The following is a 20,911-nucleotide window of genomic DNA, read 5'->3' as shown; positions in this document are numbered from 1 at the left end:
GGAAACACAGAAAAAAGCCCGCACCTGAACAGTGCGGGCTTTTTTTTCGATAAAAAATCAAGGGGTCATAACCATGCGTGTGTTGAAGTTCGGCGGTACATCAGTGGCAAATGCAGAACGTTTTCTGCGTGTTGCCGATATTCTGGAGAGTAATGCCAGGCAGGGGCAGGTAGCGACCGTACTGTCTGCCCCGGCGAAGATCACTAACCATCTGGTTGCGATGATCGAAAAAACCATTGGCGGGCAGGATGCGCTGACCAATATCGCTGATGCCGAACGTATTTTCGCCGAACTTCTGCAAGGCCTCGCCGATGCCCAGCCGGGCTTTCCGCACGCTCAGTTGAAAATGTTTGTCGAGCAGGAGTTTGCGCAAATCAAACACGTCCTGCACGGTATTAGCCTGCTCGGACAGTGCCCGGATAGCGTCAATGCGTCTCTGATCTGCCGGGGAGAAAAACTCTCCATCGCTATTATGGCCGGCTTACTGGAAGCGCGCGGTCATAACGTCACGGTGATTAATCCGGTTGAAAAACTGCTTGCCGTTGGCCATTACCTCGAATCCACCGTGGATATCGCCGAGTCGACCCGCCGCATTGCCGCCAGCCAGATCCCGGCTGACCATATGGTGCTGATGGCGGGCTTTACCGCCGGTAACGAAAAGGGCGAACTGGTGGTGCTGGGCCGTAACGGCTCTGACTACTCCGCAGCCGTGCTGGCCGCCTGCCTGCGCGCCGACTGCTGTGAAATCTGGACCGACGTTGACGGCGTTTATACCTGCGACCCGCGTCAGGTGCCGGATGCGCGTTTGCTGAAGTCGATGTCCTATCAGGAAGCGATGGAGCTCTCCTACTTCGGCGCCAAAGTTTTGCACCCGCGTACTATCGCCCCCATCGCCCAGTTCCAGATCCCCTGTTTAATCAAAAATACCGGCAATCCGCAGGCGCCGGGTACGCTTATCGGCGGCAGCAGCGATGAAGACGATCTGCCGGTGAAAGGTATCTCTAATCTCAACAATATGGCGATGTTCAACGTCTCCGGGCCGGGAATGAAGGGGATGGTTGGCATGGCGGCGCGCGTGTTCGCCACTATGTCCCGCGCGGGAATCTCCGTTGTTCTTATCACCCAGTCCTCTTCCGAATACAGCATCAGCTTCTGCGTGCCGCAGAGCGATTGCGCTCGGGCGAAGCGGGTAATGGAAGATGAATTTTATCTGGAGCTGAAAGAGGGGCTGCTTGAGCCGCTGTCGATCATGGAACGCCTGGCGATTATTTCGGTTGTCGGCGATGGTATGCGCACCCTGCGTGGGATTTCCGCTAAATTCTTCGCTGCGCTGGCGCGCGCCAATATCAACATTGTGGCGATTGCCCAGGGTTCTTCCGAGCGCTCTATTTCCGTTGTCGTGAGCAACGATGATGCGACCACCGGCGTTCGCGTGACCCACCAGATGCTGTTCAATACCGATCAGGTGATTGAAGTGTTTGTCATTGGCATCGGCGGCGTCGGCGGCGCGCTGATCGAACAGATCAAGCGCCAGCAGAGCTGGTTGAAGAGTAAACATATCGACCTCCGCGTTTGCGGGGTGGCTAACTCGCGCGCCTTGCTGACCAACGTACACGGCCTGAACCTTGAACACTGGCGCGATGAGCTGGCGGAAGCCAAAGAGGCGTTCAACCTGGGGCGACTTATTCGTCTGGTGAAAGAGTACCATCTGCTGAACCCGGTGATTGTCGACTGTACCTCCAGCCAGGCGGTGGCCGATCAGTACGCCGATTTCCTGCGCGAAGGTTTCCACGTGGTAACGCCGAACAAAAAGGCCAATACCTCATCGCTGGATTACTATCATCAGCTGCGTCATGCCGCGAGCAGCTCACGACGTAAGTTTTTATACGATACCAACGTCGGCGCGGGGCTGCCGGTAATCGAAAACCTGCAAAATCTGCTGAACGCCGGCGATGAGCTGCTGCGCTTCTCCGGTATTCTGTCCGGCTCGCTGTCATTTATCTTCGGTAAGCTGGACGAAGGCGTAAGCTTCTCTGCGGCGACGAAGCTGGCGCGTGAAATGGGCTATACCGAACCGGATCCGCGCGACGATCTTTCCGGCGTGGATGTTGCGCGTAAGCTGCTAATCCTCGCGCGTGAAACCGGGCGCGAACTGGAGCTGTCTGACATTATCGTAGAGCCGGCGCTACCGGCGGGTTTTGACGCCAGCGGCGATGTCGACAGCTTTATGGCACGCCTGCCTTCTCTGGATGACGAGTTTGCCTCGCGGGTCTCAAAAGCGCGCGATGAAGGTAAGGTCTTGCGCTATGTCGGTAATATCGAAGAGGATGGCACCTGCCGCGTGAAAATCGCCGCGGTTGATGGCAACGATCCGCTGTTTAAAGTGAAAAACGGCGAGAATGCGCTGGCGTTCTACAGCCACTATTACCAGCCGCTGCCGCTGGTGCTGCGCGGTTATGGTGCGGGTAACGATGTGACGGCGGCTGGCGTTTTCGCCGACCTGCTGCGTACCCTGTCATGGAAGTTAGGAGTTTAAGATGGTCAAAGTATATGCCCCGGCTTCCAGTGCTAATATGAGCGTCGGGTTTGACGTGCTGGGCGCGGCGGTAACGCCGGTTGACGGCACGCTGCTGGGGGACAATGTCTCGGTTGAGGCGGCGACGAGCTTTAGCCTGCAAAACGTGGGTCGCTTCGCCAGTAAACTGCCGACGGCGCCGCAGGAAAATATTGTCTATCAATGCTGGGAGCGTTTTTGCCAGGAGATTGGCAAGAAGGTACCGGTGGCGATGACCCTGGAAAAAAACATGCCGATTGGTTCCGGCCTGGGCTCCAGCGCCTGTTCCGTCGTCGCCGCGCTGGTCGCGATGAACGAGTTCTGCGGCAAGCCGCTCAATGAGAGCCGAATGCTGGCGCTGATGGGCGAGATGGAAGGGCGGATTTCCGGCAGTATCCATTACGATAACGTCGCGCCGTGCTATCTGGGCGGGATACAATTGATGCTTGAGGAAAACGGCATCATCAGCCAGCAGATTCCGGCCTTCGACGAGTGGTTGTGGGTGCTGGCCTATCCGGGTATTAAGGTCTCCACCGCGGAAGCGCGGGCAATTTTGCCGGCGCAGTATCGCCGTCAGGACTGTATTGCCCACGGTCGTCATCTAGCGGGCTTTATTCACGCCTGCTATTCCCGCCAGCCTCAGCTGGCGGCGAAATTGATGAAAGATGTGATTGCCGAACCGTATCGTACCAAACTACTGCCGGGCTTCAGCGAAGCGCGTCAGGCAGCAATGGAAATTGGCGCGCAGGCGTGCGGCATTTCCGGTTCCGGTCCAACGTTGTTTGCATTATGCGATAAACCGGAAACCGCGCAGCGCGTCGCCGACTGGCTGGCTACGCACTATCTGCAAAATCAGGAAGGCTTCGTTCATATTTGCCGGCTGGACACGGCGGGCGCTCGAGTAGTGGGATAACCAATGAAACTCTATAACTTAAAAGATCATAACGAACAGGTCAGCTTTGCGCAGGCCGTCACGCAGGGGCTTGGCAAGCATCAGGGGCTGTTCTTCCCGCACGATCTGCCGGAATTCAGCCTGACTGAAATCGACGAGATGCTGCAGCAGGACTTTGTGTCGCGTAGCGCAAAAATCCTGTCGGCATTTATCGGCGATGAGATCCCGCAGGGCGTTCTGCAAGAGCGCATCGGCAATGCCTTTACCTTCCCGGCGCCGGTCAGCAAAGTGCAGGACGACGTCGGCTGCCTCGAACTGTTCCACGGCCCGACTCTGGCGTTTAAAGACTTCGGCGGCCGCTTTATGGCGCAGATGCTCACCCATATCGCAGGCGACAAACCGGTCACTATTCTGACGGCCACCTCCGGCGACACCGGCGCGGCGGTTGCGCACGCGTTTTATGGCCTGCCAAACGTCAAAGTGGTCATTCTCTATCCGCGCGGCAAAATCAGCCCGCTGCAGGAAAAGCTGTTCTGCACCCTCGGCGGTAACATTGAAACTGTGGCTATCGACGGCGACTTTGACGCCTGCCAGGCGCTGGTTAAACAGGCCTTTGATGATGAAGAGCTGAAAGCTGCGCTGGGTCTTAACTCGGCTAACTCAATCAATATCAGCCGCCTGCTGGCGCAGATTTGCTATTACTTTGAAGCCGTGGCTCAGCTGCCTCAGGAAGCCCGTAACCAGCTGGTTATCTCGGTACCCAGCGGTAACTTTGGCGATCTGACCGCCGGCCTGCTGGCCAAATCTCTGGGTCTGCCAATCAAACGCTTTATTGCGGCGACTAACGCCAACGACACCGTGCCGCGCTTCCTGCAGGACGGTAACTGGTCGCCGAAAGCAACCCAGGCCACGCTGTCTAACGCCATGGACGTCAGCCAGCCGAACAACTGGCCGCGCGTGGAAGAGCTGTTCCGTCGTAAAATCTGGCGCCTGAATGAGCTGGGCTACGCGGCGGTGGATGATGAAACCACCAAAGAGACCATGCGTGAGCTGAAGGCTATCGGCTATACCTCAGAACCGCATGCGGCGATTGCTTATCGCGCGCTGCGCGACCAGCTGCAGGCGGGTGAGTACGGCCTGTTCCTCGGCACGGCGCATCCGGCGAAGTTTAAAGAGAGCGTGGAAGAGATTCTGCAAGAGACGCTGCCGCTGCCGAAAGAGCTGGCCGATCGCGCCGATCTGCCGCTGCTGTCGCATAATCTGCCGGCCGATTTTGCCGCGCTGCGTAAGCTGATGATGGGCTAAGTCTGAATCAGCGCTTCCCTGCTGCGTGATTTGCGGCAGGGAAGCGGTTTTTTTACTGCTCGTGGCGTTTAAAGACCAGCTCTCCGTTACCCGAAGCGTCGGCGTCAAAGAAATAGCCTTCACTATCAAAGCGGGTCAGCTGCTCCGGCTTCGTTAAGCGATTCTCAATGATGTAACGACTCATCAAGCCGCGCGCTTTTTTAGCGTAGAAGCTGATCACTTTAAACTTGCCGTTTTTCTCATCAAGGAATACCGGCTTTATCAGCTGGCCCTCAAGCCGTTTGGGTTTCACCGACCTGAAGTACTCATCAGAGGCCAGATTTACCACAATATCGTCGCCCTGGGCTTTCAACGCCTGATTCAGCTTATCGGTAATAACGTCTCCCCAATACTGATACAGATCTTTGCCTTTTGCGTTCTCAAGCTTAATCCCCATCTCCAGACGATAGGGTTGCATCAGATCCAGCGGGCGCAGAACGCCGTACAGGCCGGAAAGCATCCGCAGATGCTGCTGGGCAAAATCGAAATCGGCTTCGCTAAAGGTCTCTGCCCGCAGGCCGGTATAGACATCGCCCTTAAACGCCAGGATCGCCTGACGGGCGTTGTCCGGGGTGAAGTCTGGCTGCCAGTCGTGAAAGCGGGTCGCATTCAGGTCAGCCAGCTTGTCGCTGATGCCCATCAGTTTACCAATCTGCGGTGCCGACAGCTGACGGGCAATGCCGATAAGCTCCTGAGAGTGTTCCAGTAGCTCTGGCTGGGTATAACGCGTCGTTGCCAGCGGGCTTTGATAATCGAGCGTTTTTGCAGGTGAAATCAGAATGAGCATATCCAGTCCTTACAGGAAATTTTTGACGACTTTAGCAAAAAAACGTCATGAGAGGATCGATAGCTGCGATTGCCGCGCTATTCGCGCGGCAGGTTGTCCCATGTTCCCGGTACCAGCTGCTGATGAATTTCAGGGTAGCGGGTGACGTCAAATTCCGGCCGCTGGCCCAGCTTCCGCTGTCGCAGATAATCGCTGGCAATGATCCGCACCGTCGGCGACAGCAGCAGGATAGCCGTCAGGTTAGTTATTGCCATCAGCGCCATGATGATATCCGCCATCTGCCAGACCACCGGTAGGCTGACCATCGCGCCGGTGACGACCATACACAGCGTAAGCAGACGCAGCAGCCAGATGTTACGCAGGCTATCCATGCGGAGAAAAATGAGATTATTTTCGGCATAGATATAGTTTGCGACGATCGAACTGAAGGCGAACAGCAGCACGATAAAAGCGACAAAGCCGGAACCCCAGTCGCCGACGAGGTTGTTCATCGCGTGCTGGATGTCCTGAATGCCGCTTGCCGCTTCGTCATTGCCGTCTCGCGGCGCCAGCATGATGATCACGGCGCTGGCGGTACAGATCACGATGGTATCAATAAAGACGCCAATCATCTGTACGATCCCCTGCGCCGCGGGATGAGGGGGCCAGGAGGCGGCAGCGGCGGCGGAATTTGGCGTCGAACCCATACCCGCTTCATTGGAAAACATCCCGCGCTGAAAGCCGCTGGTGAGCGCCTGGCTGATGGTGTAGCCCACCGCGCCCGCAGCGGCCTCTTGCCAGCCGAAAGCGCAGCGGAAAATGATTTCAAAAATCGTCGGCAGGGCGGTGATATGCCACAGGCCGATAATCAGGCTGGTCAGCACCCACAGTAAAGCCATAAGCGGCACGAGCCACTGCATCAGCCGCGCTACGCCGCGAATCCCGCGAACGATGACCAGCAGGGTCAGCGCCGCCAGGACGCCGCCGGTGATAACATCGGGTAAACGAAACGCATACTCCATGGCATGGGCAACGGAGTTGGCTTGTACGGTATTAAAGATGACGCCGTAGGCCAGCAGGAGAAGAATAGAAAACAGCACGCCCATCCAGCGCATGCCGAGTCCCCGGGCCATATACCAGGCCGGGCCACCGCGAAAGTGCCCGCGGGAGTCGCGCTCTTTATAAAGCTGCGCGAGAGAACATTCGGCGAAACTGCTGGCCATGCCGAGCAGCGCCGAGACCCACATCCAGAAAACGGCGCCGGGGCCACCTGCGGCAATGGCCAGCGCCACGCCTGCCATATTGCCGCTGCCCACGCGCGCCGCCAGACTCATACAGAGCGCCTGAAAAGAGGTTAACCCGCCGGGCTGCGGCTGAAGGCTCTTTTTCAGACTTCTGCTAAACTGGCGGATATAACGGAACTGAATATATTTTGTTCGCCAGGTAAACCAAACTCCAGCGCCCAGTAACAGATAAATCATTACCGAGCCCCAGAGTATTTCATTGATAAACGACAGAAAATCAGGCATCAAGCATCCTCTTGCCCATATCGGTGCGCGAGTGTAAGCGCTACCAATCCAGTGACAATCCTTTAGTGTTCAGGGAATTAATTGGCCCAGTTTATCACACTCTGCGCTCATGCATTGTAGGCGGTTGCGCTGCCCCGGCAGCGTGTTATCATCTTGGCAGACCGGTTACATCCCCTTAACTGCTGTTTAAGAGAAACACTATCATGACGGATAAATTGACTTCTCTGCGTCAGTACACCACTGTCGTAGCTGATACCGGAGATATCGCGGCAATGAAGCTGTATCAGCCTCAGGACGCCACGACTAACCCTTCTTTGATTCTCGGCGCGGCTCAGATCCCTGAGTACCGTAAGCTGATTGATGACGCCGTTGCCTGGGCTCGCGGCCAGAGCAGCGACCGCGCGCAGCAGATTATCGATGCTTCCGATAAGCTGGCGGTGAACATTGGTCTCGAAATTCTTAAGCTGATCCCTGGCCGTATTTCCACCGAAGTTGATGCTCGCCTGTCCTATGACACCGAGGCTTCTATCGCCAAAGCTAAGCGCCTCATCAAACTGTACAACGATGCTGGCATCGGCAACGATCGCATTCTGATTAAACTGGCTTCTACCTGGCAGGGCATTCGCGCCGCTGAGCAGCTGGAAAAAGAAGGCATCAACTGTAACCTGACGCTGCTGTTCTCCTTCGCTCAGGCGCGTGCCTGTGCGGAAGCGGGCGTATTCCTGATTTCTCCGTTCGTTGGTCGTATCCTCGACTGGTACAAAGCCAACACCGATAAGAAAGAGTACGCGCCGGCAGAAGATCCGGGCGTGGTGTCCGTAAGCGAAATCTACGAATACTACAAACAGCACGGTTACGAAACGGTGGTTATGGGCGCAAGCTTCCGTAACCTCGGCGAGATCCTCGAACTGGCCGGCTGTGACCGTCTGACTATCGCTCCTGCGCTGCTGAAAGAGCTGGCGGAAAGCGAAGGCGCCATCGAACGCAAACTGGCCTTCAGCGGCGAAGTTAAAGCGCGTCCGGCGCGTATCACCGAATCTGAATTCCTGTGGCAGCACAACCAGGATCCGATGGCGGTAGATAAACTGGCGGAAGGTATCCGCAAGTTTGCGATCGACCAGGAAAAACTGGAAAAAATGATCGGCGATCTGCTGTAATACCCCATGTGGCCGGCGTCCGTCGGCCACATTAAACTGTCTGCCTTGCTCCCCTCGGTGTATTATTCTGTCTATTAATACTGTTTGAACGGAATAATCATGAACACCTTACGAATCGGCTTAGTTTCCATTTCCGATCGCGCCTCCAGCGGCGTCTATCAGGATAAAGGCATTCCCGCGCTTGAAGCATGGCTGGCCCGTGCGCTCTCCACGCCTTTCGAATTGCAAACCCGCTTGATCCCGGATGAACAGGTTATTATCGAGCAAACCCTCTGTGAACTGGTCGATGAAATGGGCTGCCACCTGGTCCTGACGACCGGCGGCACGGGCCCGGCCCGCCGTGATGTTACCCCGGATGCGACGCTGGCGATTGCCGATCGGGTGATGCCCGGCTTTGGTGAGCAAATGCGCCAGGTGAGCCTGCACTTTGTGCCGACGGCCATTCTTTCTCGTCAGGTTGGCGTTATCCGCAAGCAGGCGCTGATCCTTAACCTGCCCGGGCAGCCAAAGGCGATTGAGGAAACGCTGGAAGGCGTGAAAGATGCGGAAGGTAACGTGCTGGTGCACGGCGTTTTCGCGAGTGTACCGTATTGTGTACAGCTGCTTGAGGGGCCTTATGTGGAAACAAACGGCGAGGTAGTAGCAGCTTTCCGTCCTAAAAGCGCCAGGCGTGAAACATTATCCTGAATTTACCGTATTCCTGATATAACCTGCATCACCAGTGGTGTGTTGTTTTATTTACGATATAGTGTTTTTTACTTTACACCGTACGTGGAATATCTTCATACCTCTGGATGATCGCCCGTTATGTCACACTACACCCGACCTCTGAATCGACAGGATTATAAAACGCTGACGCTGGCCGCCCTCGGCGGCGCGCTGGAGTTTTACGATTTCATTATCTTTGTCTTCTTCGCCGCCGTTGTCGGCGAGCTATTTTTCCCGGCCGATATCCCGGAATGGCTGCGCCAGGTACAGACCTTCGGCATTTTTGCGGCGGGCTATTTAGCTCGTCCTCTTGGCGGCATCATTATGGCCCATTTTGGCGATCTGGTCGGGCGTAAGAAGATGTTTACCCTGAGTATTTTACTGATGGCGCTGCCTACGCTGGCGATTGGCCTGCTGCCCACCTACGCGTCGGTAGGCATCGTGGCGCCGCTTTTGCTGCTGCTTATGCGCATTCTTCAGGGGGCGGCGATTGGCGGTGAAGTCCCCGGCGCCTGGGTCTTTGTGGCGGAGCATGTACCGGAAAAAAGAATAGGTATCGCCTGCGGTACGCTGACCGCTGGCCTGACGGTGGGGATATTACTGGGGTCGGTCGTCGCGACGCTGATTAATACTCATCTGACTCCTCAGGGTATCCACGATGGCGGCTGGCGTATTCCGTTCCTGTTAGGCGGCGCGTTTGGTCTTGTCGCCATGTATCTGCGCCGTTGGCTCCAGGAGACGCCGATTTTCCTCGAAATGCAGCAGCGTAAAGCATTAGCGCAGGAGCTGCCGGTTAAAGCCGTCGCGCTGAAGCATCAGAAAGCGGTGGTGGTCTCAATGCTGCTGACCTGGCTTTTATCCGCCGGCGTGGTGGTGGTGATCCTGATGTCGCCGGTCTGGCTGCAAAAGCACTACGGTTTTGCCCCCGCAATCACCCTGAAGGCGAACAGTATTGCCACCATCATGCTGTGTATCGGCTGCCTGCTGGCAGGGCTGGCCGCTGACCGTTTTGGCGCCAGCCGCACGTTTATCGTCGGCAGCGTATTCCTCGCGGCGGCAAGCTGGGCGTTCTATCATCTTTCCGGCGATAGCCCGCAGCGCCTGTTCCTGCTTTACGGTGCGGTGGGGCTGTGCGTCGGCGTGGTCGGGGCGGTTCCGTATGTGATGGTGCGCGCGTTCCCGGCTGAAGTGCGTTTTACCGGTATCTCATTCTCTTATAACGTCTCTTACGCCATCTTTGGCGGTCTGACTCCGATTGCGGTGACCATGCTGATGGGCGTTTCGCCGATGGCGCCCGCGTGGTACGTGCTGGCACTGTCGTTGATGGGGTTGGGGCTGGGGATCTGGCTGCGCCAGGGGCTGGAACAACAGGTCGCTGCGCCGAAAGCTGAACTGCAGCGCCTGCCGTAAATCGATAGGGCTCACGTCGCCGCTCGCGAACGGACGGCGACGTTAATTAATGCTTTTCGCCGATTGGCAGAACGGTGCGGCCAAACTGCTCGTTCAGCACTTCACCCATCGCCAGATAGATAGCGCTAGCGCCACAGACCAGACCGACCCAGCCCGCAATCTTAACGATGCCTTCGTTATCAGCCAGGTGACCAATCGCCAGCAGCGCGAACAGCACGGTCAGACTGAGGAAAACAAACTGCAGCATACGCGCGGCTTTCAGGGTGCCAAAGAACATAAACAGGGTAAAAACGCCCCATAGTCCCAGGTACATACCGAGGAAGTGCGCGTTGGGTGCTTCTGCAAGGCCCATTTTCGGCATCAGAAGAATAGCAACCAGCGTCAGCCAAAAAGCGCCGTAAGACGTGAATGCGGTTAAACCAAAGGTGTTGCCTTTTTTAAACTCCAGCAGGCCGGCAAAAATCTGCGCAATGCCGCCGTAAAAAATGCCCATCGCCAGGATAGCTACATCAAACGCGAACAGGCCGCTATTTGCCAGGTTAAGCAGAATAGTGGTCATGCCGAAGCCCATAAGGCCCAGCGGTGCCGGATTAGCCAACTTAGTGTTGCCCATAATTCCTCAAAATAATGATTAGAAAGGGAAGCATTCCCCGTCTCTCAGCGACGGGGCGCGGCATAATAATTAGGCGCTGCGAAACTGTCTATGATCTGGCGGGGTATTTTTCACCAATTTCATTTTTCACCTGATAAAGACTGGTCATTTGCCGTAAACAGGCAATATGCAGTACGGCCGGGATGGTCACGCGATAAGCGCTGCCGCTCACGGCTTTGACGCCATTAAACGCGGCGCCGAGGGGGCCGCCAAGCCCCGCGCCGCGAACCAGACCGTGGCCGATGACGCTAACCGCGGCGTGCGTGCGCAGGATCTTCGCCAGCCGGATTTCCAGAAGGTGGTTGACGCCCTGCGCCAGCTTATTTGTCTGCAGCAGATGGGGAAGTAATGCTTTATGGTCGTTGACCCGACACTCAACGGCAGTGAAGAAGTCAGCTTTCTGCCGATCGTCCATCTTCTTCCAGCTGTGTTCAAGGAAGTGCTCCAGAAGATGCTGTTCTATTTCCGGCGTAGAGGTGTGCTTATCGGCTTTGATTTTTAGCCGCTTGCAAACATCCAGCAAAATTTCCCGGTAGAACTTTCCGTGACGACGCAGCGTGTTGGCGATGCTGTCGCCGCCGAAGTGCTGGAGCTCGCCGGCAATGAGCTGCCAGTTGCGACGATAGCGTTCGGGATGCCCTGCCATCGCCTGGAAAGTTTGATTACGTAATAGCGTACTTGAAAGGCGCGGCTTTCCATTCTCATTGTGGGTCAGAATTCGGGTGAATGTTTCCAGATGCTCTTCGCTACAGCGATGAAGAAAAGAGAGGTCTTCATCATCCAGATAATTAATTTTCATAAATACCAGATAAGGTGAACAGTAATATTAATCGTCGCCAATGATTTTTAGCGAGGCCATGTCAGAAGAGTTAATCGTGTGGCCAGAAAAAGCGATTTTTTTTACGCAGCGCTTGTTATCGTTGTCGCTATTAATGTTAATCCAGTCGGTGGTTGCCCCCTGTTTGATGGTTGATGGAACGTTGAGGCTCTGGCTGGCGCTATTGCTGGCTTTAAAGTACACCGTCGCGCCGGAGAGCTGGATGTCGCCGCGATCGGCAGTGAGCTGGATACGCTTAATCACCCGGCATACCGGTAGCTTCAGCGTGAGATCGTTAGTCTCATTTCGCGGCATGGCGACAACCCCTAAAATTTTATGATCGTTAGTGGATGCTGACGTTATTAAGGCGGTGCTTAAAAATAACCCTGCTGATATATGAATCAGTGATTTCATGAGGATTTCCTGAATATTGGATGAGTCATAGCGGGGGCGTATTTTATCACCGGAACTTTATTGTCTTTAGCACGTAATCATTGCGGATTATGTCAATTGTTTTATGAATATATTTAACTTTAATTATTATCATTAATTATATTTTGTGCGTTTTTAGGCCCGCTTTCCGGACCGCTTATGAGGCCTGCTTGCCACCCGTCGGCGCGGGCAGGGCAAAAATTTTTTTGTATCCCCCCTTGATGCCGCGGTGGGCGACCCCATCTTGTAGTCAACCGCAGTGAATGAACCTGAAAAAAAATGATGTCTGGGTAGTTGAAACCGCACGTTTCGCCCTTATTACAGGTTCACAACCACATGTTGACTGAATTTTTAGTGGAGACGTTTAGATGGGTAAAATTATTGGTATCGACCTGGGTACTACCAACTCTTGTGTAGCGATTATGGATGGCACTACTGCACGCGTGCTGGAGAATGCCGAAGGCGATCGCACCACGCCTTCTATCATTGCCTATACCCAGGATGGTGAAACTCTGGTTGGTCAGCCGGCTAAACGTCAGGCAGTGACAAACCCGCAAAATACCCTGTTTGCGATTAAACGCCTGATTGGCCGCCGCTTCCAGGACGAAGAAGTCCAGCGTGACGTTTCTATCATGCCGTACAAAATCGTTGCCGCAGACAATGGCGACGCATGGCTTGATGTGAAAGGCACTAAAACCGCACCGCCGCAGATCTCTGCCGAAGTGCTGAAGAAAATGAAGAAAACGGCTGAAGATTACCTGGGTGAACCGGTAACTGAAGCGGTTATTACCGTACCTGCTTACTTTAACGATGCTCAGCGTCAGGCAACCAAAGACGCCGGCCGTATTGCAGGTCTGGAAGTCAAACGTATCATCAACGAACCGACTGCCGCTGCGCTGGCTTACGGTCTGGATAAAGAAGTCGGCAACCGCACTATCGCGGTGTACGACCTCGGTGGTGGTACCTTCGATATCTCCATTATCGAAATCGACGAAGTTGATGGCGAAAAAACCTTCGAAGTTCTGGCGACCAACGGTGATACCCACCTGGGCGGTGAAGACTTCGATACCCGTCTGATCAACTACCTCGTTGACGAGTTTAAGAAAGATCAGGGCATTGACCTGCGTAACGACCCGCTGGCGATGCAGCGCCTGAAAGAAGCCGCTGAGAAAGCGAAGATTGAACTCTCTTCCGCTCAGCAGACCGACGTGAATCTGCCGTACATCACCGCAGATGCCACCGGTCCGAAACATATGAACATCAAAGTGACCCGTGCGAAACTGGAAAGCCTGGTAGAAGATCTGGTTAACCGTTCCATCGAGCCGCTGAAAGTTGCTCTGCAGGATGCTGGCCTGTCCGTATCCGATATCCAGGACGTTATCCTGGTTGGTGGTCAGACCCGTATGCCAATGGTTCAGAAGAAAGTTGCTGAGTTCTTCGGTAAAGAGCCGCGTAAAGACGTTAACCCGGACGAAGCCGTTGCCATTGGCGCTGCTGTTCAGGGCGGCGTCCTGACGGGTGAAGTGAAAGACGTTCTGCTGCTGGACGTTACCCCGCTGTCTCTGGGTATCGAAACCATGGGCGGCGTGATGACTGCGCTGATCAATAAGAACACCACCATCCCGACCAAGCACAGCCAGGTGTTCTCAACTGCTGAAGACAACCAGTCTGCGGTAACCATCCATGTTATTCAGGGTGAGCGTAAACGCGCATCGGATAACAAATCTCTGGGTCAATTCAACCTGGATGGTATCAACCCGGCACCGCGCGGTATGCCTCAGATCGAAGTGACTTTCGACATCGATGCTGACGGTATCCTGCATGTGTCCGCGAAAGACAAAAACAGCGGTAAAGAGCAGAAGATCACTATCAAAGCCTCTTCTGGTCTGAACGAAGAAGAAATTCAGAAAATGGTACGCGATGCTGAAGCTAACGCAGAAGCTGACCGTAAGTTTGAAGAACTGGTACAGACCCGTAACCAGGGTGACCACCTGCTGCACAGCACGCGTAAGCAGGTTGAAGAAGCAGGCGATAAACTGCCGGCTGACGATAAAACCGCTATCGAGTCTGCGCTGACCGCGCTGGAAACTTCGCTGAAAGGTGAAGATAAAGCCGATATTGAAGCGAAAATGCAGGCGCTGGCCCAGGCTTCCCAGAAGCTGATGGAAATCGCTCAGCAGCAGCACGCTCAGCAGCAGGCTGGCGGCGCTGACGCTTCCGAGAGCAACGCGAAGGACGACGATGTTGTTGACGCTGAGTTCGAAGAAGTGAAAGACAAAAAATAATCGCCCTTTGAACGGGTAAAACACTGGCACGGGCGAAGAGGTTTCCTCTCCGCCCGTGCACGCATGTTAAGGGGCTGAAAAACACCAATGGCAAAGCAAGACTATTACGAGATTTTAGGCGTTTCCAGAACAGCGGAAGAGCGTGAAATCAAAAAGGCGTATAAGCGCCTGGCCATGAAGTATCACCCGGACCGTAACCAGGGTGATAAAGAGGCTGAAGCTAAATTCAAAGAAATCAAAGAAGCGTATGAAATCCTGACCGATGCCCAGAAGCGTGCAGCCTACGATCAGTACGGTCACGCCGCATTTGAGCAGGGCGGCATGGGCGGCGGCGGTGGTTTTGGTGGCGGCGCGGATTTCAGCGATATCTTTGGCGATGTTTTCGGTGATATCTTTGGCGGCGGACGCGGTCGCCAGCGCGCAGCGCGCGGCTCGGACCTGCGCTATAACATGGATCTGACGCTCGAAGAAGCCGTTCGCGGCGTAACCAAAGAGATCCGTATCCCGACTCTGGAAGAGTGCGACGTTTGCCACGGCAGCGGAGCCAAAGCGGGTAGCCAGCCGCAGACTTGCCCAACCTGTCACGGTGCGGGCCAGGTCCAGATGCGCCAGGGTTTCTTCGCCGTTCAGCAGACCTGTCCGCATTGCCAGGGGCGCGGTACGCTGATTAAAGATCCGTGCAATAAATGCCACGGTCATGGTCGCGTTGAGAAAACCAAAACGCTGTCGGTTAAAATCCCGGCGGGCGTCGATACCGGCGACCGTATTCGTCTGGCAGGTGAAGGTGAAGCGGGCGAGCATGGCGCACCGGCTGGCGATCTGTATGTACAGGTCCAGGTTAAGCAGCACGCCATTTTCGAGCGTGAAGGAAATAATCTGTACTGCGAAGTCCCGATTAACTTCACCATGGCCGCTCTTGGCGGAGAGATTGAGGTTCCGACGCTGGACGGTCGTGTAAATCTTAAAGTGCCGGGCGAGACGCAGACAGGTAAGCTGTTCAGGATGCGCGGTAAAGGCGTGAAGTCCGTGCGCGGCGGTGCGCAGGGCGATCTGCTGTGCCGCGTGGTGGTTGAAACTCCGGTTGGTCTTAACGATAAACAAAAGCAGCTGCTGAAAGATCTTCAGGAGAGCTTTGGTGGACCAACGGGTGAGAAGAACAGTCCGCGCTCTAAAAGTTTCTTCGATGGTGTGAAGAAGTTTTTCGATGATTTGACGCGCTAATTGCTATTCATTTCCTGACTTTCTCCAAGCCCGGGCCTTCGTGCCCGGGCTTTTTTCTATCCGGCTTCCACACTATTTAAATTAACCTATTATTTATCAGGGCTAACAATTGATTTATTTTGAGTATTATCTATATTGCTTTTTTCATTTTTAGAGGCCTGCAGCGGATGGGATCGAAAGGTGCCAATAAGGATTTTGATTATAATTTAATCAAGACTCTTGACGCTGTTATTTCGGCTGGAAATGCTGCTAAAGCAGCCAAAAAACTTGGAATTACCCCTTCTGCCGTGTCATTGGCGCTCCGCCGTTTACAAGGGTATTATCAGGAAGAGTTGTTTGTTCGTGGTAAAGATGGTTTGTTACCTACCGCGAAGGCGATTGAAATCTATCAAAATTTCCGTCAGGTGATGGAATTGGTAGAGAGCACATTTATTTCCGACAAAAAAGATAACGCTGACGCCAGGATGACTATTTTAGGCGGAGATATCGTTGAGACTTACTACCTCTCTCAGCTTTATGCAGACGATATCTTTGAGCACGTGTTACTAAATCATTATTCATCACGAAATCTTTCCCGCGAGGTGCTGGCTGATTTACTACTCACTGCGGAATGCGATCTTCTGATTAGCAGCGAGCCGTTGAATATCCCGGGAATTGATAATCAGCTTATCGACAGCTTCAGGAGCTTTGTTTGCATTTTCGCCAGCAACCATATCCTGAGTACCTTACCTCATATCTCATTACATCATTTCTATTCTTCTCGTCACGCGATGTATCAACTGGGTAGGTATTCTCCGATGATTATAAATGATAAAGGCCTTTTTAAAGATAATCTTTATTATAAAGGATCGCGCATTATCGGCTATCGCACCGATTCACTTAATGGGATGTTAAGTATGATTGAACGCACCTCATTAATCGCATTAATGCCGTTAAAGCTGGCACTTTTTTATAAAAATCAGCGCAAATATGATATTAAGTTTGTTCAGCCGCCACCTGAACTCACGTTCAAATCTATACAGATTTATGCATCATGGGACAAAAATAGTAAAAATATATCCATCATTAACGAAGTTGTCTCCCGGTTACACACGCTGTCATCATTTCGTCGCTGAGGAGTATCTTTTCAAACACTATATCAAATATGGTTTGGTTTGATACTCTTTGATTATTTTAAAATAGTCAACCTACCTACACTCTGGTGGTGCCTTTTTATATGAGTTAATCAAGGAGTGTACTATGTCTATTCCCAACCATCTCGAAACCACGGAAGTCGTTTTGCTGGAAGTCGAAATATTGTTCACAATTATTGCTACCGGCGCCTGGGGGGGATTTGTTAGCTATCTTATCCGCCGTGATAGGCAAGAGGGTGACGATCATTCCCATAAGGGAATCATGCACTGTTTGACCCAAGTGGTGGTTTCCTGTTTTACCAGTTTTTTGCTCAGCGCTGTAGCGATTGAAAAAGAGCTTAGTTTTAATATGGTGCTACTCGCCGCCGGTCTTGGCGGAGTATTTGCAGGGCCGATTTTAAAAATTCTTGGCGAGAAAATTAAAAAAGCGCTGGACGACGCAAAAATACATTAACTACATCTTTAATGTATATCGATCATGATAAAAGGCTCATCCCTGAGTCTTTTATTAGCTATAATTAAATAATCGTGTTATTTGACTCTGGCTTTCATCCAGCCAAAAATGAACTCTTCATTTTGTCTATTTTTTTCAGTGATATCCAGGTAGTAGGCGCCCTGGCTACAGTTGAGCGCTTTGACTAATACCTCCTCCCCCTGCTTACCCCGTAAGGTCAGAAAATACTTGAGGGCCGCGAGCGTTCGGGGGCCAATCTTGCCATCGGTTTTGATATCCTGGTAGCTTCTTTCTTCCCGATTTAGTGCATTTAGCCAGCGCTGTAGCCACACGCAGGGATAGTGGGGGCCAATATTGACTGCGGCATCGCAGAGTTCAAAGGAAATGGGGTAGGAGAGTGTTGATATCTGCTCGAAGCCAGGTTTAATCCAATAATCTTCTTCGAGAATAGAAAATGCTTCAGTTCGCGTCAGGTTGATCATCTCACCGGTATAACCATGGGCCCGGGCTGTCGCCTCAGTGATTCCCCAGTTGGTTGCACCACCTTTATCTTTCGGGTTCAGGCTGTAACCACCTTCCATCGCCAAAATGCCATCAATGATTGGGTTCATTTTTTCTCTCCTTGAATTAATGAATATGCAAATACATCACTGTACCGAGGGTGACAGAAAAGACCGTGGTTAATGCTGCCAGCGTCTTTCTGAAAACCTGTCGTTTGTTTTCTTTCTTCTTGCTTTCCATTGCTTTAATAGGGATCTCTTTATTAACTTGAATGCCTTGTCTTGGGATGGTGATAAAGAGATCGTTTATTCCAAGCGACTTCAGATCTCGTCTGATCAGGTAGAGTATTTGCGTTAAATTTGCATCATTGACAAAATGGCTACGACTTCCCCATAACTCTGTGGTTATTTTTTGGCGCTCAATAATATCCATATCAGCATTTTCGATGATGAAGCTAAGACACTTCGCCCTCATTGCCGTCATTTTAATGACCTTTGAGTTGGAAGCGGTTCTCAGTTCATACTTTCCTTCATTATAAACGCAATTGTCGTTGATGAGATAAGTTTTCATATTGTCGTCCTTTAGATATGATCCTGTTTGCTTGCGTTAAATATATTGTACGAGAATTGTCTTAATCTATTACTTGTCATCCGTATTATTGTAATGTCATTTGATGGTGAGAGCTTAATCACATAATCTCATGTAAGTTAAATGATATTTAACTAGATGATTAATGATATTTACTATGCTGCTGATGTTTTAATCCCGTTTTGATGAGATGCGTTTACCTGCTGATGAGCCGGAGATTATTACTATCATTTTGGCCTCATAAATTAGCGTGAAGCCTGTCTCGAAAACGTGATGTTTTGTGATTAGCCATCGCCTCGTAAGGATTGGATTATTGGCCCGGCAGAACGAACTGCGACAATTTTTCAAACTTAAAAGGAAATTAAAAATGGCTACCAGCAAATTGATTCAAGGCGATACGCTGACCGAAACCAGCAACGCCGCAGACGGCTTTAACCCGGCAACAGAAGTGAGCGCATACAGCTATACCTCCGCTCGCGTCGCTAAACCGGTCTATAACAAATACAAAGCTTCCACCACCAAACCCAAAGTCTTCGGCTACTACACCGACTGGTCACAGTATGATGGTCGTCTGCAGGGCGATGATTCAAAAGATAACCGCGGTCGCGGCTACGACCTGGCCAACGTTTCTCCTACCGCCTACGACAAAATCATCGTCGGTTTCGTCGGCGTGACCGGCTTCCACAAAGTAGACAACCTGTGGCGCGACGTGGTTGCCGAAGGTGCCGATCAGTGCGGAAAAGTGAAGTACGAGCCCACCTTTCTCGACCCGTGGGGCGACTTCCAGTCTTACGTTAACGTTGGCCATACCGTCAGCGGCTGGGATGTCGATCCGAAGACCGTGACCCAGAGTAATACTAAAGGCCTGCTCGGCGGCCTGCGCGATCTGCAGGCCAAAGCGAAGCAGCAGGGCCACGACCTGGTGCTGTCCATGAGCATCGGCGGCTGGAGCATGAGTAACGGTTTCCATGAAACCGCCGCGTCTGACGCCGCGCGTAAGGTCTTTGCCAAAGGCGTGGTAAAACTGTTCAAACAGTTCCCGATGTTCAGCGAAGTGGATATCGACTGGGAATATCCGAACGCCGAAGGCGCTGGCAACCCGTACGGCCCGGAAGACGGCGAGAACTACGCCCTGCTGATTGGCGAACTGCGTAAGCAGCTGGACGCCGCAGGCCTGAGCAACGTCAAAATCTCCATTGCCAGCTCGGCGGTGGTCAAGACGCTCGGCTACTCTAACGTCAATGCGCTGCTGGAAGCGGGCCTGTACGGTATCAACGTCATGACCTATGACTTCTTCGGTACCCCGTGGGCGGAGAGCGTGACCCACCACACCAACCTGAAGGCGCTGGAAGAAGGCGGCTGGGGGGTGGATACCGTTGTCGGCCATCTGCTGTCCGAAGGCTTCCCGGCAGAGCGCATCAACATTGGTTACGCTGCCTACACCCGTAACGGGCGCAACGCGGAGCTGGAATCCCTGTCCCCGCTGAAAGGCACCTATAACCCGGGCACCGGCACCACCGTAGGCTCCTTCGAATCGGGTACCACCGAATGGTACGACATCATTTATAACTACCTGGATCTGGAAAACCAGAAAGGCCGTAACGGCTTCAACGTCTACACCGACAAGGTTGCCGACGCGGACTACCTCTACAACCCTGACAGCAAACTGTTCATGTCCCTGGATACGCCGCGCACGGTGAAAGCCAAGGGCGAATACGCCGCCAGCCTCGGCCTGGGCGCGCTGTTCACCTGGACAATCGACCAGGACAACGGCGTGCTGGTTAACGCCGCCCGTGAAGGTCTGGGCTATGAAATAGCGTCTGAAGTTATCGATATGGAGCCGTTCTATTTCGAAGGCATCAACGTCGACCCGGCGGATGAACCAGATGAAGAAGATGCGACTACCGACGTGAACCACGCGCCGAAAGCCGCCGTTGAACTGCGCGTCGTCGGCGGCTCTACCGTACAGCTTTCCGGTGAAGGATCCTCTGACGAAGATAAAGACGATATCACCTTCAGCTGGGGGGTTCCGTCTGAAATCACCGTGGCTGACAAAACCGTTCCCGTGATCGAGTTCGTCGTTCCGGACGTTTCCGTTAAAACCAACTTCCAGTTCACCCTGTTTGTCCGGGATGTCTGGGGCGAGCCTTCTACCCAGCAGCGTTTCGTGCTGGTCGCCGTTCCGGCTGCGTCTCAGATTCAACCTGAGCCGGAAGAGGAAGATAGCGTTGTGCCCGTAGAGCCGGAAGAAGATACCACGCCGGCAGAAGATGAGACTTCGGGGGATGACGCGACTACACCTTATCCGCTGTGGGATGCCGCAACCGTGTACGGTGGGAACTGGGGGTCATTCGAAACGGTAAGCTGGAAAGGCCATAACTACCAGGTGAAATGGTGGTCTCAGGGCGATCAGCCGGACCTGAACTGCGCTGCGGGCCAGGCATGGACTGACCTTGGTGCTTACTAAT

General features: G+C 53.3%; 18 protein-coding genes and 1 other annotated feature (1 of these 19 only partly in view). Of the genes, 11 read left to right on the top strand and 7 right to left on the bottom strand.

All coding sequences use genetic code 11. The annotated features are described in order from the left end of the window. Positions 1-48, top strand: a sequence feature (Thr leader region) (it extends 70 nt beyond the left edge of the window). Positions 49-73: 25 nt separating this feature from the next. Genes thrA through thrC form a run of 3 tightly spaced genes read left to right on the top strand, consistent with a single transcriptional unit; the run spans position 74 to position 4,751 of the window. Further along, positions 74-2,536 carry a bifunctional aspartate kinase/homoserine dehydrogenase I gene (gene thrA / locus ABLU96_RS17420; protein ID WP_014227847.1) on the top strand — a complete coding sequence of 821 codons (2,463 nt, stop codon included), beginning with the start codon at positions 74-76 and terminating at the stop codon, positions 2,534-2,536. Position 2,537: 1 nt separating this feature from the next. Then, positions 2,538-3,467 (top strand): homoserine kinase, encoded by a 930-nt coding sequence (thrB, locus tag ABLU96_RS17415; protein WP_004128739.1) that lies wholly within the window; start codon positions 2,538-2,540, stop codon positions 3,465-3,467. Positions 3,468-3,470: 3 nt separating this feature from the next. Continuing rightward, on the top strand, positions 3,471-4,751 hold the full coding sequence (gene thrC, locus ABLU96_RS17410; protein ID WP_004098452.1) for a threonine synthase: 1,281 nt from the start codon (positions 3,471-3,473) through the stop codon (positions 4,749-4,751). A gap of 52 nt (positions 4,752-4,803) precedes the next feature. On the opposite strand, the gene yaaA is transcribed toward thrC, so the two are convergent. Together yaaA and ABLU96_RS17400 are read right to left on the bottom strand one after the other, a co-directional pair. After that, positions 4,804-5,577, bottom strand: coding sequence for a peroxide stress protein YaaA (yaaA, locus tag ABLU96_RS17405; RefSeq protein WP_004098454.1), 774 nt, complete (start codon positions 5,575-5,577; stop codon positions 4,804-4,806). A 77-nt stretch (positions 5,578-5,654) separates the two neighbouring features. Then, positions 5,655-7,085, bottom strand: coding sequence for a sodium:alanine symporter family protein (locus tag ABLU96_RS17400; RefSeq protein WP_032747867.1), 1,431 nt, complete (start codon positions 7,083-7,085; stop codon positions 5,655-5,657). A gap of 203 nt (positions 7,086-7,288) precedes the next feature. On the opposite strand from ABLU96_RS17400, the gene tal reads away from it, so the two are divergent. The 3 genes from tal (at position 7,289) to ABLU96_RS17385 (ending at position 10,360) form a co-directional block, all read left to right on the top strand. Then, entirely contained in the window at positions 7,289-8,242 is a 954-nt protein-coding gene (gene tal / locus ABLU96_RS17395) for a transaldolase (protein ID WP_004098458.1), read from the top strand. 99 nt (positions 8,243-8,341) lie between these two features. After that, complete coding sequence (gene mog, locus ABLU96_RS17390) at positions 8,342-8,929, top strand: molybdopterin adenylyltransferase (RefSeq protein WP_004098459.1); 588 nt, start codon at positions 8,342-8,344, stop codon at positions 8,927-8,929. 120 nt (positions 8,930-9,049) lie between these two features. Next, a complete protein-coding gene (locus ABLU96_RS17385; protein ID WP_064406219.1) occupies positions 9,050-10,360 on the top strand; it encodes an MFS transporter in 1,311 nt (436 codons plus the stop codon). Between the two features lie 46 nt (positions 10,361-10,406). Here the strand turns inward: ABLU96_RS17385 and satP are convergent, their stop codons facing one another. The 3 genes from satP to ABLU96_RS17370 all read right to left on the bottom strand — a co-directional run bounded on the left by satP (position 10,407) and on the right by ABLU96_RS17370 (position 12,243). Further along, positions 10,407-10,973, bottom strand: a complete 567-nt coding sequence (gene satP / locus ABLU96_RS17380; RefSeq protein WP_014227851.1) for an acetate uptake transporter — start codon at positions 10,971-10,973, stop codon at positions 10,407-10,409. Between the two features lie 88 nt (positions 10,974-11,061). Next, positions 11,062-11,811, bottom strand: a complete 750-nt coding sequence (msyB, locus tag ABLU96_RS17375) for an acidic protein MsyB (protein WP_049082063.1) — start codon at positions 11,809-11,811, stop codon at positions 11,062-11,064. Positions 11,812-11,838: 27 nt separating this feature from the next. Continuing rightward, entirely contained in the window at positions 11,839-12,243 is a 405-nt protein-coding gene (locus ABLU96_RS17370) for a DUF2541 family protein (protein WP_233933197.1), read from the bottom strand. 386 nt (positions 12,244-12,629) lie between these two features. Here ABLU96_RS17370 and dnaK point away from each other — a divergent pair, with 386 nt between their 5' ends. The 4 genes from dnaK (at position 12,630) to ABLU96_RS17350 (ending at position 17,354) form a co-directional block, all read left to right on the top strand. Then, positions 12,630-14,546 (top strand): molecular chaperone DnaK, encoded by a 1,917-nt coding sequence (gene dnaK / locus ABLU96_RS17365; protein ID WP_004128758.1) that lies wholly within the window; start codon positions 12,630-12,632, stop codon positions 14,544-14,546. An 87-nt stretch (positions 14,547-14,633) separates the two neighbouring features. Continuing rightward, a complete protein-coding gene (dnaJ, locus tag ABLU96_RS17360; RefSeq protein WP_064406215.1) occupies positions 14,634-15,767 on the top strand; it encodes a molecular chaperone DnaJ in 1,134 nt (377 codons plus the stop codon). A 167-nt stretch (positions 15,768-15,934) separates the two neighbouring features. Then, positions 15,935-16,882, top strand: coding sequence for a LysR family transcriptional regulator (locus tag ABLU96_RS17355; protein WP_025106854.1), 948 nt, complete (start codon positions 15,935-15,937; stop codon positions 16,880-16,882). Positions 16,883-17,006: 124 nt separating this feature from the next. Next, positions 17,007-17,354: a phage holin family protein gene (locus tag ABLU96_RS17350; RefSeq protein ID WP_014227856.1), complete on the top strand. Its 348-nt coding sequence runs from the start codon at positions 17,007-17,009 to the stop codon at positions 17,352-17,354. Between the two features lie 77 nt (positions 17,355-17,431). Here the strand turns inward: ABLU96_RS17350 and ABLU96_RS17345 are convergent, their stop codons facing one another. Then, positions 17,432-17,965, bottom strand: a complete 534-nt coding sequence (locus ABLU96_RS17345; RefSeq protein ID WP_025106853.1) for a glycoside hydrolase family 108 protein — start codon at positions 17,963-17,965, stop codon at positions 17,432-17,434. Positions 17,966-17,981: 16 nt separating this feature from the next. Further along, positions 17,982-18,425 carry a transcriptional regulator gene (locus tag ABLU96_RS17340; protein WP_014227858.1) on the bottom strand — a complete coding sequence of 148 codons (444 nt, stop codon included), beginning with the start codon at positions 18,423-18,425 and terminating at the stop codon, positions 17,982-17,984. Positions 18,426-18,810: 385 nt separating this feature from the next. On the opposite strand from ABLU96_RS17340, the gene ABLU96_RS17335 reads away from it, so the two are divergent. After that, positions 18,811-20,910 (top strand): glycosyl hydrolase family 18 protein, encoded by a 2,100-nt coding sequence (locus tag ABLU96_RS17335; RefSeq protein ID WP_154916567.1) that lies wholly within the window; start codon positions 18,811-18,813, stop codon positions 20,908-20,910. Position 20,911: the final 1 nt, after the last annotated feature.

It is taken from the genome of Klebsiella sp. CN_Kp106, from assembly GCF_040064575.1.
GTDB lineage: Bacteria > Pseudomonadota > Gammaproteobacteria > Enterobacterales > Enterobacteriaceae > Klebsiella > Klebsiella michiganensis.
The sequence above is the reverse complement of the archived record's forward strand: the minus strand, read 5'-3'. Positions and strand labels throughout refer to the sequence as shown.

What these genes read in the sequence shown, in the direction of transcription:
- thrA (WP_014227847.1), top strand. Translation starts at nt 74, where the DNA reads ATGCGTGTGTTGAAGTTCGGCGGTACATCAGTGGCAAATGCAGAACGT.
- thrB (WP_004128739.1), top strand. Translation starts at nt 2,538, where the DNA reads ATGGTCAAAGTATATGCCCCGGCTTCCAGTGCTAATATGAGCGTCGGG.
- thrC (WP_004098452.1), top strand. Translation starts at nt 3,471, where the DNA reads ATGAAACTCTATAACTTAAAAGATCATAACGAACAGGTCAGCTTTGCG.
- yaaA (WP_004098454.1), bottom strand. Translation starts at nt 5,577, where the DNA reads ATGCTCATTCTGATTTCACCTGCAAAAACGCTCGATTATCAAAGCCCG.
- ABLU96_RS17400 (WP_032747867.1), bottom strand. Translation starts at nt 7,085, where the DNA reads ATGCCTGATTTTCTGTCGTTTATCAATGAAATACTCTGGGGCTCGGTA.
- tal (WP_004098458.1), top strand. Translation starts at nt 7,289, where the DNA reads ATGACGGATAAATTGACTTCTCTGCGTCAGTACACCACTGTCGTAGCT.
- mog (WP_004098459.1), top strand. Translation starts at nt 8,342, where the DNA reads ATGAACACCTTACGAATCGGCTTAGTTTCCATTTCCGATCGCGCCTCC.
- ABLU96_RS17385 (WP_064406219.1), top strand. Translation starts at nt 9,050, where the DNA reads ATGTCACACTACACCCGACCTCTGAATCGACAGGATTATAAAACGCTG.
- satP (WP_014227851.1), bottom strand. Translation starts at nt 10,973, where the DNA reads ATGGGCAACACTAAGTTGGCTAATCCGGCACCGCTGGGCCTTATGGGC.
- msyB (WP_049082063.1), bottom strand. Translation starts at nt 11,811, where the DNA reads ATGAAAATTAATTATCTGGATGATGAAGACCTCTCTTTTCTTCATCGC.
- ABLU96_RS17370 (WP_233933197.1), bottom strand. Translation starts at nt 12,243, where the DNA reads ATGAAATCACTGATTCATATATCAGCAGGGTTATTTTTAAGCACCGCC.
- dnaK (WP_004128758.1), top strand. Translation starts at nt 12,630, where the DNA reads ATGGGTAAAATTATTGGTATCGACCTGGGTACTACCAACTCTTGTGTA.
- dnaJ (WP_064406215.1), top strand. Translation starts at nt 14,634, where the DNA reads ATGGCAAAGCAAGACTATTACGAGATTTTAGGCGTTTCCAGAACAGCG.
- ABLU96_RS17355 (WP_025106854.1), top strand. Translation starts at nt 15,935, where the DNA reads ATGGGATCGAAAGGTGCCAATAAGGATTTTGATTATAATTTAATCAAG.
- ABLU96_RS17350 (WP_014227856.1), top strand. Translation starts at nt 17,007, where the DNA reads ATGTCTATTCCCAACCATCTCGAAACCACGGAAGTCGTTTTGCTGGAA.
- ABLU96_RS17345 (WP_025106853.1), bottom strand. Translation starts at nt 17,965, where the DNA reads ATGAACCCAATCATTGATGGCATTTTGGCGATGGAAGGTGGTTACAGC.
- ABLU96_RS17340 (WP_014227858.1), bottom strand. Translation starts at nt 18,425, where the DNA reads ATGAAAACTTATCTCATCAACGACAATTGCGTTTATAATGAAGGAAAG.
- ABLU96_RS17335 (WP_154916567.1), top strand. Translation starts at nt 18,811, where the DNA reads ATGGCTACCAGCAAATTGATTCAAGGCGATACGCTGACCGAAACCAGC.